The organism is Streptomyces sp. NBC_01390, from assembly GCF_045040105.1.
Taxonomy (GTDB): Bacteria; Actinomycetota; Actinomycetes; order Streptomycetales; family Streptomycetaceae; genus Streptomyces.
In genome coordinates this window covers 8,521,329-8,534,988 of the sequence record NZ_CP109551.1, presented here as the reverse complement: position 1 = coordinate 8,534,988, position 13,660 = coordinate 8,521,329, and the positions used below count along the sequence as shown (strand labels likewise).

General features: G+C 69.4%; 11 protein-coding genes. All 11 read right to left on the bottom strand.

Features of this window, described 5'->3' with window-relative positions; all coding sequences use genetic code 11:
• Nucleotides 1-19: 19 nt before the first annotated feature.
• The 11 genes from OG241_RS38525 to OG241_RS38475 all read right to left on the bottom strand — a co-directional run bounded on the left by OG241_RS38525 (nt 20) and on the right by OG241_RS38475 (nt 13,518).
• A complete protein-coding gene (locus OG241_RS38525) occupies nt 20-700 on the bottom strand; it encodes a protein-tyrosine-phosphatase (protein WP_405822187.1) in 681 nt (226 codons plus the stop codon).
• Nucleotides 697-1,344 carry an L-threonylcarbamoyladenylate synthase gene (locus OG241_RS38520; RefSeq protein ID WP_319098178.1) on the bottom strand — a complete coding sequence of 216 codons (648 nt, stop codon included), beginning with the start codon at nt 1,342-1,344 and terminating at the stop codon, nt 697-699. Before OG241_RS38520 ends, OG241_RS38525 begins: the two co-directional genes overlap by 4 nt.
• A gap of 53 nt (nt 1,345-1,397) precedes the next feature.
• Nucleotides 1,398-2,237 carry a peptide chain release factor N(5)-glutamine methyltransferase gene (prmC, locus tag OG241_RS38515; protein ID WP_327700331.1) on the bottom strand — a complete coding sequence of 280 codons (840 nt, stop codon included), beginning with the start codon at nt 2,235-2,237 and terminating at the stop codon, nt 1,398-1,400.
• Nucleotides 2,238-2,334: 97 nt separating this feature from the next.
• The gene (gene prfA, locus OG241_RS38510) at nt 2,335-3,411 is read right to left on the bottom strand and encodes a peptide chain release factor 1 (RefSeq protein ID WP_405822186.1); all 1,077 of its coding nucleotides are present in this window, start codon (nt 3,409-3,411) and stop codon (nt 2,335-2,337) included.
• Between the two features lie 111 nt (nt 3,412-3,522).
• The gene (gene rpmE / locus OG241_RS38505; protein WP_006381676.1) at nt 3,523-3,747 is read right to left on the bottom strand and encodes a 50S ribosomal protein L31; all 225 of its coding nucleotides are present in this window, start codon (nt 3,745-3,747) and stop codon (nt 3,523-3,525) included.
• Nucleotides 3,748-3,989: 242 nt separating this feature from the next.
• Nucleotides 3,990-5,114 (bottom strand): LCP family protein, encoded by a 1,125-nt coding sequence (locus OG241_RS38500; RefSeq protein ID WP_405822185.1) that lies wholly within the window; start codon nt 5,112-5,114, stop codon nt 3,990-3,992.
• Nucleotides 5,115-5,322: 208 nt separating this feature from the next.
• A complete protein-coding gene (locus OG241_RS38495) occupies nt 5,323-7,083 on the bottom strand; it encodes a trypsin-like serine protease (RefSeq protein WP_405822183.1) in 1,761 nt (586 codons plus the stop codon).
• Between the two features lie 217 nt (nt 7,084-7,300).
• On the bottom strand, nt 7,301-9,388 hold the full coding sequence (gene rho / locus OG241_RS38490; RefSeq protein WP_405822181.1) for a transcription termination factor Rho: 2,088 nt from the start codon (nt 9,386-9,388) through the stop codon (nt 7,301-7,303).
• Between the two features lie 527 nt (nt 9,389-9,915).
• Nucleotides 9,916-10,845 (bottom strand): homoserine kinase, encoded by a 930-nt coding sequence (gene thrB, locus OG241_RS38485; protein ID WP_405822179.1) that lies wholly within the window; start codon nt 10,843-10,845, stop codon nt 9,916-9,918.
• Nucleotides 10,846-11,160: 315 nt separating this feature from the next.
• Entirely contained in the window at nt 11,161-12,219 is a 1,059-nt protein-coding gene (gene thrC, locus OG241_RS38480) for a threonine synthase (RefSeq protein WP_405822177.1), read from the bottom strand.
• Nucleotides 12,220-12,225: 6 nt separating this feature from the next.
• On the bottom strand, nt 12,226-13,518 hold the full coding sequence (locus tag OG241_RS38475) for a homoserine dehydrogenase (RefSeq protein ID WP_405822176.1): 1,293 nt from the start codon (nt 13,516-13,518) through the stop codon (nt 12,226-12,228).
• Between the last annotated feature and the right edge of the window lie 142 nt (nt 13,519-13,660).

The following is a 13,660-nucleotide window of genomic DNA, read 5'->3' as shown; positions in this document are numbered from 1 at the left end:
GAGGCAGGACCACGGCCGCTCACGCCTTCGCACGTACCCCGGTCAACGCCGTCACCACCGGATCCAACGCCTGCTGTATCTCGTCCCCGATCGACCGGAAGAACGTCAGGGGCGCCCCGTACGGGTCGTACACCTCGTCCGCCTCCGCCGTGGGCGCGAGAAGCCACCCGCGTAGAGCCGCCGCCGCGCGGACCAGCGCACGGGCCCGCTCGATCATGCCGTCGTCCAGCGGGGGCAGCGTCGCCGGGTCTATCGCCTTCACCAGCCGGGTGAACTCCTTCAGCGTGAAGGTGCGCAGGCCCGCCGAGTGCCCCATCGAGATGACCTGCGCGCGGTGGTCCCGCGTGGCCGTCAGCACCAGGTCGGCCCGGATCACGTGCTCGTCGAGCAGCTCGCGCCCGGTGAACCCGGAGGGGTCCGCGCCGAACTCCGCGAGGACCGCCTCCGCGTTGGCCTCCATGGGCGCGCCCTCGTGGCCCCACGTACCGGCGCTCTCCACGATCAGGCCGCCCCACAGCGGGTCGCCGAGCCGGTCCGCCAGGGCATGACGGGTCAGCCGCTCGGTGATCGGTGAGCGGCATACGTTGCCGGTGCTGACATGGAGGATGCGGAAGGCGTCCCGCGAGGCCCCGTTCCACTGCTGAGCCCCCGTGACCCCCTGACGCGTGCCTATGCCACGCCCCGCGTCAGGGGCTGTCAATTCGCCACCTCGAGGTCGGGGACCACCTTGCGCAGCTCCTCGGCCGACAGCGCGCCCGCACGGAGCAGGACCGGCACCTTTCCCGTGACGTCGACGATCGACGAGGGGACGATTCCGGGCGTGGGACCGCCGTCGAGGTAGACGGAGACGGAGTCGCCGAGCATCTCCTGGGCGGCGTCACAGTCCTCGGGGGACGGGTGGCCGGTCAGGTTGGCGGAGGAGACCGCCATGGGGCCGACCTCCGTCAGCAGCTCGATGGCCACCGGGTGCAGCGGCATGCGTACGGCGACCGTGCCGCGGGTGTCGCCCAGGTCCCACTGGAGGGACGGCTGGTGCTTGGCGACGAGGGTGAGGGCGCCCGGCCAGAAGGCGTCGACGAGTTCCCAGGCCATCTCGGAGAAGTCCGTGACGAGGCCGTGCAGGGTGTTCGGGGAACCGATCAGGACGGGCGTGGGCATGCCACGGCCGCGGCCCTTGGCCTCCAGCAGGTCGTTGACGGCCTCGGCGGAGAACGCGTCGGCACCGATGCCGTAGACCGTGTCGGTCGGGAGGACCACCAGCTCGCCGCGGCGGACAGCGGACGCGGCCTCGCGCAGACCGGTCGTGCGGTCGGTCGCGTCGTTGGTGTCGTATCGCCGAGCCATTTAGCGGGCCTCCTCGTACACGTACTGCTGGGGGGAGAAAGTCTGGGTGATGCTCACGGCGTGGCCCTGCGGGCGGTCGCGAAGCGCGGGCGGTTGTTGAGGTCCGGGTGGTCGGCCGCGTCGGCCCAGCCGCGTTCCTCGGTGAAGATCCACGGCACCTGGCCGCCCTGGGTGTCCGCGTGCTCGACGACGACGACGCCGCCGGGGCGCAGCAGACGGTGGGCGGTGCGTTCCAGGCCCCGGATGAGATCGAGACCGTCCTCGCCCGAGAACAGGGCGAGTTCAGGATCGTGGTCCCGGGCCTCGGGGGCGACGTACTCCCACTCCGTGAGCGGGATGTACGGCGGGTTGGAGATGACCAGGTCGACCTGGCCGTCGAGGTCCTGGAAGGCGTCCAGGGCGTTGCCCTGCCGCAGGTCGACCCTGGACCCCTCCATGTTCTTGCGGGTCCACGCCAGGGCGTCCTCGGACAGCTCCACGGCGTGCACGCGCGAGCGCGGGACCTCCTGGGCGAGAGCCAGCGCGATGGCGCCGGAGCCGGTGCACAGGTCGACGATCAGCGGCTCGACGACGTCCATCGCGCGGACGGCGTCTATGGCCCAGCCGACGACCGACTCGGTCTCGGGACGGGGGACGAACACGCCCGGCCCGACCTGGAGTTCCAGGTAGCGGAAGAAGGCCCGCCCGGTGATGTGCTGGAGCGGCTCGCGGGCCTCACGGCGGGCGATGACCTCCCAGTAGCGGGCGTCGAAGTCGATGTCCTTGACGGTGTGCAGGGTGCCCCGCTTCACGCCGTGCACGAACGCGGCGAGTTCCTCCGCGTCGTTGCGCGGCGAGGGCACGCCGGCGTCGGCGAGCCGCTGGGTGGCCTGGGCCACCTCCGCGAGCAGCAAGCTGCGGGGGCTCGGGGGCCGTCCCCCAATGTTCTGCTGCACGCTGGTCCTCCGGTACTCGTCACTCGTACGGGGCTCGACTGGGCTCGTACGGGGGTTACGCCGCCGCGAGCTTCGCTGCGGAGTCCGCGTCGACACAGGCCTGGATGACGGCGTCGAGGTCGCCGTCCAGCACCTGGTCGAGGTTGTAGGCCTTGAAGCCGACGCGGTGGTCCGAGAGGCGATTCTCCGGGAAGTTGTACGTACGGATCTTCTCGGAGCGGTCGACGGTGCGGACCTGGCTGCGGCGGGCGTCGGCGGCCTCCTTCTCCGCTTCCTCCACGGCTGCCGCGAGGAGCCTGGAGCGCAGGATACGCATCGCCTGCTCCTTGTTCTGCAGCTGGCTCTTCTCGTTCTGGCAGGAGGCGACGACTCCGGTGGGGACGTGCGTGATGCGCACCGCCGAGTCGGTCGTGTTGACGGACTGGCCGCCGGGCCCCGAGGAGCGGTACACGTCGATACGGAGGTCGTTCGGGTTGATCTCCACGTCGACCTCCTCGGCCTCGGGGGTGACCAGGACACCGGCCGCGGAGGTGTGGATACGGCCCTGGGACTCGGTCGCGGGCACGCGCTGCACGCGGTGCACCCCGCCCTCGTACTTCAGACGGGCCCAGACGCCCTGGCCGGGCTCGGTGGCGCCGTTGCCGCCCTTGGTCTTCACAGCGACCTGGACGTCCTTGTAGCCGCCCAGCTCGGACTCGGTGGCGTCGATGATCTCGGTCTTCCAGCCGACGCGCTCGGCGTAGCGGAGGTACATGCGCAGGAGGTCCCCGGCGAACAGGGCGGACTCGTCGCCGCCGGCGCCGGCCTTGACCTCCAGGATGACGTCCTTGTCGTCGTTGGGGTCACGCGGAACGAGCAGCAGGCGCAGCTTCTCGGTGAGCTCCTCGCGCTGCTTCTCCAGTTCCTTGACCTCGGCGGCGAAGTCGGGGTCGTCGAGGGCGAACTCCTTCGCCGTCCCGATGTCGTCCCCGGTCTGCTTCCAGGAGCGGTACGTCCCGACGATCGGGGTCAGCTCGGCGTAGCGCTTGTTGAGCTTGCGCGCGTTGGCCTGGTCGGCGTGGACCGACGGGTCGGCGAGCTTCTTCTCCAGGTCGGCGTGCTCGGTGAGCAGCTCCTCGACGGCCTCGAACATGGGGGCTCCTGAAAGCGTCTGTACGTGTCGTACGTGGGGGAAGTCGGGCGACCAAAAACGCCGGTCCAGGTACGCCCCGGAGGGCGAACGTGGACCGGCGCTGGTGCCTCGCTACTTCTTGGAGCCGGCAGCGGCCTTGCCGAAGCGGGCCTCGAAGCGGGCCACACGGCCACCGGTGTCGAGGATCTTCTGCTTGCCCGTGTAGAACGGGTGGCACTCGGAGCAGACCTCGGCGCGGATGTTGCCGCTCGTGATCGTGCTGCGGGTGGTGAACGACGCGCCACAGGTGCAGCTGACCTGCGTCTCGACGTACTCGGGGTGGACTTCGCGCTTCAAGGGGTTCTCCTAGTTTCGGGAGGGCTCCGGGTCGCCTCCGCGGGATGCGGGTGCGTGAACCGGGGCCGACGTACCAGTCTGCCAGGACTGGGCGCATCCCCCAAAACCGGGGGCGGGGGTTGGATATTCCCCAAGGGCACGGAAGGGGGTGGTGGTGGGTCGTTCGCGGGCGTCTGCGGGTGCGTTGTGGCTTGTCGCGCAGTTCCCCGCGCCCCTGAAAAGGGCGGCTACGCCGCCTCTTTTCAGGAAGAGCCGGTCACGACTCCCGCCGCGTCGCCCTTTGCCGTGCCCTTGGTGGCCGCTGCCGGGATGGGGCGGTCCGCCTTGAGGGCCTTCCAGACCAGCTGGGCCTTGGTGTCGTCCACGATGACCCTGTTGGGGTCGGCCGGGTCGTACTCGACCGGCATGGTGATCATGGTCATATGGGCGGAGCTGATGCTCTTGAGGCCCGCCGCGAACGAGGTCAGGGTGCGTACGGAGCCCAGGTCGGAGTCGGCCGTGACGGCCTTGGTGGCGGTGTCCGCGAGGTCGAAGAGCTTCTTGGGGTTCGTCAGGACGCCGACGTCCTTGATCTGGTCGACCAGGGCCTTGATGAACGCCTGCTGGAGCTGGATGCGGCCCAGGTCCGAGCCGTCGCCGACGCCGTGGCGGGTACGGACCAGGCCGAGCGCCTGTCGGCCGTTGAGCCTGTGCGTGCCGGCCTTCAGGTTCAGGTGGCTGTCGGAGTCCTTGATGGCCTTCGTCGTGGTCACCTCGACCCCGCCGAGCTCGTCGACGAGCTTCTGGAAGCCGGTGAAGTCGACCTCGATGTAGTGGTCCATACGGATCCCGGAGAGCGACTCGACGGTCTTCACCGCGCAGGCGGCGCCCCCCGTGGAGTACGCGGAGTTGAACATCACGCCGGAGACCGCGTCGTGCGTGACGCCCTTGGCGTCCGTGCACTCGGGGCGGTCGACGAGGGTGTCCCGGGGTATGGAGACCACACTGGCCTTCTTGTGACCCTCGTAGACGTGGACCATCATCGCGGTGTCCGAGCGGGCGCTGCCGTCGTCCGTACCGCCGCCGAGCTTCTTGTTGGCGCCGGAGCGGGTGTCGGAGCCCAGGACCAGGATGTCCTCGGAGCCGTTGTCGACATCGTTGGGGCGGTCGGTGCCGAGGGCCTGGTTGATGTCGACGCTCTTGATGTTGCCGTTGAGCTTGAAGTACACGTAGCCGAGGCCGGTGCCGCCGAGCACGACGATGGCCGCGGCGACCCAGACGGTGATCAGTAGCGCGCGGGAGTGCTTGCCGCGGGGCCTGCGGCGGCTGCCCCTCTTGACCGGCTTCACCGGTTTCAGTGGATCAAGCGGATTGCTCTCGGCGGACATGCGCTTCCCTCGGTCTCGTCCGGTCGGTTACCCCCTGCTTTCAGGGCCAGTCCCATTTCCGTCGTAACTCGGTCGGTCAGACGGTCATTACGGAAAAAGGGTTGCACAACGCGCTGTGCCCTTCGCGTGGCGCGAAGGGCACAGTGCGTGACCGGGCGGGCGGGATCTTCCTCGCGAATCGCTCAGAACACCCCTTTCACCTGCGGTTTCAGCTGATGATGTCCCACTGCTTGTAGTCGGTTCCGACGGACTTCGGTGTGCCGAAGATCTCGCTCGTACCCTTGCCGGTGCCCGGGTAGAGGTACATCGTCCCGGCGGGCGTACGGGCCAGGAAGTCGGCCTTTCCGTCGCCGGTCACGTCACCGGGGGTGACCAGGGTGTTGAAGCCGCCCCAGGTGCGCACCTTGACCCGGGGCACGAAGGCCTGGGAGCCGTCCTTGCCGTTGCCCTTGAGGAGGTAGCCGACGCCGCCGGTCTTGGTGCGGGCCAGCAGGTCGGCCTTGCCGTCGCCGGTGAAGTCGCCGTGGCCGACGATCGAGCTGTACTGGTTCCAGCCGCTGGAGATCTTCGACGGCGCCCCGAAGGTGCCGTTGCCGTTGCCCGGGTAGATCCACAGGACGCCCGCGGAGTCGACCGAGAGGACGTCGGGCTTGTAGTCGCCGGTGACGTCGCCGGGGGTGATGATCCGGGTGCGGCTCTTCCAGTTGGCGAAGATCTGCTTCGTGTCCCAGGCGCCGCCGCTGCCGTCGGGCGTGGGCACGTAGTGCATCCAGTAGACCGCGCCGGAGGCGCTGTCGCGGATCACCAGGTCCTGGTAGTCGTCCCGGTTCAGGTCGGTCTGCAGGACGACGTTGACGCCGTCCCAGTTGCCCCAGGGCACGCTCGCACCGAAGCTGGTGCCCTTGGAGTCCTTCTCGTAGGCGACCTTCGTGGAAGCGCGGCGCAGCCACAGGTCGGCCATCTGGTCACCGCTGAGGTTCGCGTCCTCGACCCGCGGGTACGCGGCACCGACGTACGAGGTGACCTTCGAGAAGACGCTGTACGCGCCCTTCTCCACGCAGTCAGTCACACCCCACGAGACGACGCCGACGACCTTGCCCGCGACCACGAGGGGCCCGCCGGAGTCGCCGTTGCAGGTCGTGGTGGTACCGGTGTCGCTGCCGGTGGCGGGCTGGCCCGCGCAGACCATGTGCCCCTTGACGAAGTCACTGCCGTACGCGCCCGTGCAGGTTGCGTCGGACTGGATCGGCAGCGTGGCCGTCTTCAGGGTCTCGGAGATGTCCTGGGTGGTGGAGCTGGTGCGCCCCCAGCCGTAGACCTTGGCGTTGGTGAGCGCCTTGTACGAGACGGTGTCACCGGCGGTCGTCATCCGGATCGGCGCGGCCGTCACGGGATACGCGAGCGTCAGGACGGCGATGTCGTTGTCGAACGTCACCGAGCTGTACGACGGGTTGTTCCACTGGCGCCAGACGCCCGAGACCGTGCCGTCGGTGTTCCCGTCGGCGTCCGGCAGCGTCGTGGTACCGGTGACGACGGCGCCGTTGGCCTTCCAGTTGAAGCCCTTGACGCAGTGCGCGGCGGTGAGGATCTTCGTCGGCGCGATGACGGCGCCGCCGCAGAAGAAGTCGACGTCGTCGCCGGTCGCGGACGTGCCCTTGTCGTCGGAGTACCAGAGCTGGGCCATGTACGGCGCCGACGAGATGGTGGTCGTCGAACCACCGATGATCTTCGCGTCCTTGGTGCCGGCGACGGTGCCGGCGGTGAACGCCGTCTTCTTGGAAGCCAGGGTGTCGTCGCTGGTGGCCGCGTCCGCGACGCGCTTCTCCAGCTCGGTGCTGCTGGGCGTGCTGCGACTGAGGTCCGCGGTGGGCCGCGGCAGGGCCGTGGCGGCGTTCGCGGACGACATCATCAGCGCGCCGGTGACGGCGGCGGCGAGGCTGACGGCGACCACGGGAACGGCGATCCGCACACGTCGTCTGTGGCGGCCCTCACCGGACAGGGATATACCCACTCAAGTCCCCCCTAGGGATCGTTAGTTCGGGCACACCACGAGAATCGGCCCGAAGAGCGCGATCGTACACCTGTCTCATACACCATAAAGGGCCACCCCCTGAACAGGGGGTGGCCCTTTATGAACCGCTGGAACTGTTCGAACCGCTTGAACCGGTTGAACTGCCTATCGACCGTCAGTCGTTGCCGTTGCCATTGCCCGGCGTCGTCTTCTGGATCTGGAGCAGGAACTCGGCATTCGACTTCGTCTGCTTCATTTTGTCGAGGAGCAGCTCGATCGCCTGCTGCTGGTCGAGCGCGTGCAGCACCCGGCGCAGCTTCCAGGTGACGGCGAGCTCATCGCTGCCGAGCAGGATCTCTTCCTTACGGGTACCGGACGCGTCGACGTCCACCGCCGGGAAGATGCGCTTGTCGGCGAGCTTCCGGTCGAGCTTGAGCTCGGCGTTGCCGGTGCCCTTGAACTCCTCGAAGATGACCTCGTCCATGCGGGACCCGGTGTCCACCAGCGCGGTGGCGAGGATGGTCAGCGAGCCGCCGTCCTCGATGTTGCGGGCCGCACCGAAGAAGCGCTTCGGCGGGTACAGGGCGGTCGAGTCGACACCACCGGACAGGATGCGGCCGGAGGCCGGGGCGGCGAGGTTGTACGCACGGCCCAGACGCGTGATCGAGTCGAGCAGTACGACGACGTCGTGGCCCAGTTCCACCAGGCGCTTGGCGCGCTCGATGGCCAGCTCGGCGACCGTGGTGTGGTCCTCGGCCGGACGGTCGAAGGTCGAGGAGATGACCTCGCCCTTCACCGACCGCTGCATGTCGGTGACCTCTTCCGGACGCTCGTCGACCAGGACGACCATCAGGTGGCACTCGGGGTTGTTGGTGGTGATCGCGTTGGCGATCGCCTGCATGATCATGGTCTTGCCGGTCTTCGGCGGGGCCACGATCAGACCGCGCTGGCCCTTACCGATCGGCGCGACGAGGTCGATGATGCGGGTGGTGAGGATGCCCGGGTCGGTCTCCAGACGAAGGCGGTCCTGGGGGTAGAGCGGAGTCAGCTTGTTGAACTCCGGCCGCCCGCGCCCGGATTCGGCCGCCATACCGTTGGCCGAGTCGAGACGGACCAGCGCGTTGAACTTCTCGCGGCGCTCGCCGTCCTTGGGCTGACGCACGGCACCGGTGACGTGGTCGCCCTTGCGCAGGCCGTTCTTGCGGACCTGGGCGAGGGAGACGTACACGTCGTTGGGACCCGGCAGGTAGCCCGACGTACGGATGAAGGCGTAGTTGTCGAGGATGTCCAGGATGCCCGCGACGGGGATCAGGACGTCGTCGTCGGCGACCTGCGGCTCGTTCGGGCCGAACTCCTCGCGCCCACGACGGCCACGGCGGTCGCGGTAGCGCCCGCGACGGCCACGGCGTCCTCCATCGAAGTCGTCGTCATCCTGCGGCCCGTTGTCCCGCGGGCCGTTGTCGCGGGGCCCGCTGTCACGCTGGTCGCGCTGCTGGCGGTCCTGCCGCTCCTGGCGGTCCTGACGGCCGCCGGCCTGCTGCTGGCCCTGCTGGGCGGCGCGCTGCTGGGTACCGGCCTGCTGCTCGTCGCCCTTGGCGCCACGGCGGTCGCGGTCCCGGCCGCGGTCACCGCGGTCGCTACGGTCCCGGCGGTCACGGCGGCCCTGGCGGCCGTCGCCGTCCCCGGTGTCGGCCTGCGCGGCCGGAGTCTCGGCCTTCGACTCGCTCTGCGCCTCGGCGACAACCGTCTCGGGGCTGCCTGCCTCGGCGGTGGCACGGCGCCGGCGGCGCTCGGCCGGGGCGTCCTCGCCCCCGTCGCGGGAGGGGCCCCCCGCGGGCTGGCCGGGGATCTCGATCTGCTGCTGGGCCACGGCCTTCTCGGCGGGCGCCTCGACGACCTGTACGGCCGCCTTCTTCTCGGCGGCGGGCGCGGCGTCCTCACCCGTGCGGGCCTTGGAGGTGGCGCGACGCCGGGGCTTGGTCTCGGCGGCGTCCCCGGCGGGGGCGGCTGCGGCCTTGGGGGTCCCGCCCCCGGCCTGCGCCTCCTTGATGACCTCGATCAGCTGGCTCTTGCGCATCCGCGCGGTGCCCTTGATCCCGAGGCCGGATGCGACCTGCTGCAGTTCGGCCAGCACCATGCCGTCGAGGCCGGTACCGCGGCGCCGCCGGGAGCCGGCACCCGTGGCAGGCGCGGAGGCGTCCGTGGAGGGCGCCGCAGCGGTCTCCTCGACACGTGCGCCCATCAGATCGGTGGTGTCGCTCACGAAGGGTCCTTCCCTGGAGCGGACGTCGGCCTGTCTGGCACGGCGACCGGTTTTGCTGTCCGGCTTCGGTCCTTCATGAGTGGACCGTGCCGGGGCGGTGGTCCGCCGAAGCGGCGGAAGAGGTTTCTGGTGATGGCGCTTCCCAAAACCGTGACACTGGCTGGCGGTGTCAGGCGGCTTGGTCACACCGGTTCCGAAGCGTGCCCTGAATGCCGCTCAGCGCCTGCACACGACGAATCGAACGCCGCATGAAACACAGAGTGGCTTGGGGGGCTCCCGGAAGAATGTCTGTCCCGGACGGGGACACAAAGCACCTCGCCATGGTGGGGTCGGGTGCAGACTTGAGGTTAACACTACCGGATCCAACAAACATTCCCCCTCTCCAAATCCGGCAACCGTATGTAGTTGAAAGTCACAGAGCTGCATGTCACAGCGTTGGAGGTCACGGCGTTGAATGTCGCGGCCTCGACGGCCGCGGCGTCTAATGCCGCGAGTTCCCTGGTGCGCGCCCCGTTGATGTCGTCGCCCTAGCTTTCTCCGGGGGCCGCGAGCGGCAGAACGCTCGCGCCCCGGGCGTCGAGGCCGAGCCGGTTGGCGGCCCAGCCGTCGCCCGCCAGTTGGGAGACCTTGTCGGCGGTCGCCTCGTCGGCCAGGGCCAGGACCGTGGGTCCGGCGCCGGAGATCACCGCGGGGATGCCGTCGGCCCGCAGCCGCTCCACCAGCGCCGTGCTCTCCGGCATGGCGGGGGCGCGGTAGTCCTGGTGGAGGCGGTCCTCGGTGGCCGGCAGCAGAAGCTCGGGACGCCTGGTCAGAGCCTCGACGAGCAGGGCGGCGCGCCCCGCGTTGGTCGCGGCGTCGACATGCGGGACGGTGCGCGGCAGGAGGCCGCGCGCGGTCTCCGTGAGCACCGCCTTCCCGGGGACGAACACGACCGGAACGACGGAGCCGGCGGGCTCCATCCTGATCGCCCGGGCGGCTCCGGCCTCCACCCAGGAGAGCGTGAACCCGCCGAGGAGACAGGCGGCCACGTTGTCGGGGTGTCCCTCGATCTCGGTGGCGAGCTCGAGCAGTGCCTCGTCGTCGAGCCGGCTGTCGCCGCCTATGGTGACGGCCCGCGCGGCGACGATGCCGGCGCAGATGGCGGCCGAGGAGGATCCGAGTCCCCGTCCGTGCGGGATCCGGTTGGCGCACACGATCTCCAGGCCGCGGGGCTGTCCGCCCAGCAGGTCGAAGGCGGTGCGCAGGGACCGTACGAGCAGGTGGTTCTCGTCGCGCGGGAGGGTCTCGCTGCCCTCACCCGCGATGTCGATGTGCAGCCCGGAGTCGGCCACCCGGACGACCACGTCGTCGTACAACGCCAGCGACAGGCCGAGGGCGTCGAAGCCCGGACCGAGATTGGCGCTGGTGGCGGGGACGCGCACCCGGACGGCGGCGGCACGGAACGCTGGACCGGCCATCGCTCGATGACTCTCCTTGAGCTGCGATTTCGTCGAAGACGTTCGATACGACACTGGGTTACGGCAATGGGTTACGGCACTGTGGAACGACTGCTGGAAGAACGGCTGAAGACCTACGGGGAGACCCTCGGGCCGCTGAGGCAACGCGGCGCTGCGCCATACGCGGGGGCATATGCGGCGGGCGGGTTCACCCCAGCTTATCGAAGGAAGGTTCTGTGGCGACATAGGGCGCACAGGAGGCGCACGATGCGTGTCGTAAGCCCCCTGTGCACCCGCCGTGGGGAGTACCCCACTTCCGGCGTTTCAGTACGCGGTCTACGCGAGTCCGAGTCGCTCGGCGGCGGTCGCGGCGTCCACGGGGACGACGACCGGCTTCGGTGCGCCCTCGGTGGCCCAGCCCGGGTCCTTCAGGCCGTTGCCGGTGACCGTGCAGACGATGGTCTGGCCCGGGTCGACCTTGCCCTGCTCGGCCAGTTTCAGCAGACCGGCGACGGACGCGGCGGACGCCGGCTCGACGAAAACGCCCTCCTGCGCGGCCAACAGCCGGTAGGCGCGCAGGATCTCACGGTCCGTCACCTCGTCGATGAGGCCGCCCGACTCGTCGCGCGCGGCCAGCGCCTGCTTCCAGGAGGCCGGGTTGCCGATGCGGATGGCGGTGGCGAGCGTCGCGGGGTCCTTGACGATCTCGCCGCGCACAATGGGGGCACTGCCGGCCGCCTGGAACCCCCACATGCGCGGGGTGCGCCGGGCGATGCCGTCGGCGGCGTACTCGGTGTAGCCCTTCCAGTACGCGGTGATGTTGCCCGCGTTGCCGACCGGCAGGACGTGGATGTCGGGCGCGTCGCCGAGCATGTCGACGATCTCGAAGGCGGCCGTCTTCTGCCCCTCGATACGCACGGGGTTGACCGAATTCACCAGCGCCACGGGGTAGTTGTCGCTCAGCGAGCGGGCGAGGGTGAGGCAGTCGTCGAAGTTGCCGTCGACCTGGAGGATCTTGGCGCCGTGGACCAGCGCCTGCCCCATCTTGCCAAGGGCGATCTTGCCCTGCGGCACGAGTACGGCCGAGACCATGCCGGCGCGCACGGCGTAGGCGGCGGCGGAGGCAGACGTGTTGCCCGTGGAGGCACAGATGACCGCCTTCGCGCCCTCCTCCTTGGCCCGGGTGATGGCCATGGTCATTCCGCGGTCCTTGAAGGACCCGGTCGGGTTGGCGCCCTCCACCTTGAGGTGGACCTCGCAGCCCGTGCGCTCGGAGAGCACCTGCGCGGGGACGAGGGGCGTACCGCCCTCCCGGAGCGTCACGACCTGCGTGCTGGCGGAGACGGGCAGCCGGTCCCGGTACTCCTCGATGATTCCGCGCCACTGGTGGGTCATTGCTGGTTACTCTCCTTCAACCCGCATGATGCTTGCGACACCCCGCACGGTGTCGAGCCTGCGCAACGCCTCGACGGTTCCGCCCAGGGCGGCGTCGGACGCACGATGGGTGACGACGACAAGGGAGGCCTCGCCGTCCTTGCCCGTCTGCCGAACCGTATCGATGGAAACCCCGTGCTCGGCGAACACGGTGGCCACCTGGGCGAGAACACCCGGTTTGTCGGCGACGTCAAGGCTGATGTGATAGCGAGTGACCACATCGCCCATGCCCGAAACGGGCAGCGCCGCATACGCCGACTCGCCCGGTCCGGTGGTCCCGCTGAGCCGGTTGCGGCACACGGCGACGAGGTCACCGAGCACGGCGGAGGCCGTCGGCGCACCGCCGGCTCCGGGCCCGTAGAACATCAGCTGGCCGGAGGCGTCGGACTCGACGAACACGGCGTTGTAGGCGCCTCGCACGGAGGCGAGCGGGTGCGTCAGCGGGATCATGGCCGGATGCACACGCGCGGTGACGGACTGGCCGTCGCCGGCCCGCTCGCAGATGGCGAGCAGTTTGATGGTGCAGCCCATGTTCCTGGCGGAGGCGAAGTCGGAGGCGGTGACCTCGGTCATGCCCTCGCGGTAGACGTCGTCGAGGCGCACGCGCGTGTGGAAGGCGATTCCGGCGAGGATGGCGGCCTTGGCGGCGGCGTCGAACCCCTCGACGTCGGCGGTGGGGTCGGCTTCCGCGTAGCCCAGGGCGGTGGCCTCGTCGAGGGCCTCCTGGTAGCCGGCCCCGGTCGAGTCCATCTTGTCGAGGATGAAGTTGGTGGTGCCGTTGACGATCCCGAGGACCCGGTTCACCTTGTCGCCCGCGAGGGACTCGCGCAGCGGCCGGATGAGGGGGATGGCACCGGCGACGGCGGCCTCGTAGTACAGGTCCGCGTCGTGCTCCTCGGCGGCGGCGTGTAGGGCGGCGCCGTCCTGGGCGAGGAGGGCCTTGTTGGCGGAGACGACGGACGCGCCGTGCTCGAAGGCGGCGGTGATGAGGGAGCGCGCGGGTTCGATACCGCCGATGACCTCGACGACCACGTCGATGTCACCGCGTTTGACGAGGGCGGTGGCGTCGGTGGTGACAAGGGCGGGGTCGATGCCGTCACGCACCTTGGAGGGCCGCCGCACGGCAACGCCTGCAAGCTCAACGGAAGCGCCGATCCTGGCGGCGAGATCGTCGGCGTGCGTCGTCATGATGCGCGCCACCTCTGAGCCGACAACCCCACAGCCCAGCAGCGCCACCTTCAGCGGACGCGTACGCATCATCCGACCTCGTTTCCTCATACCGTCTACGGTTCATAAGTCTCACTCACCGGACTGAAGTTTCTGTCCATCGTCCGGATCGTGAGATGTCTATTTCGTTTTCCGGGCGGCGGAAGACAGAAGATCTTCCGCCGCTTCCTCGAAT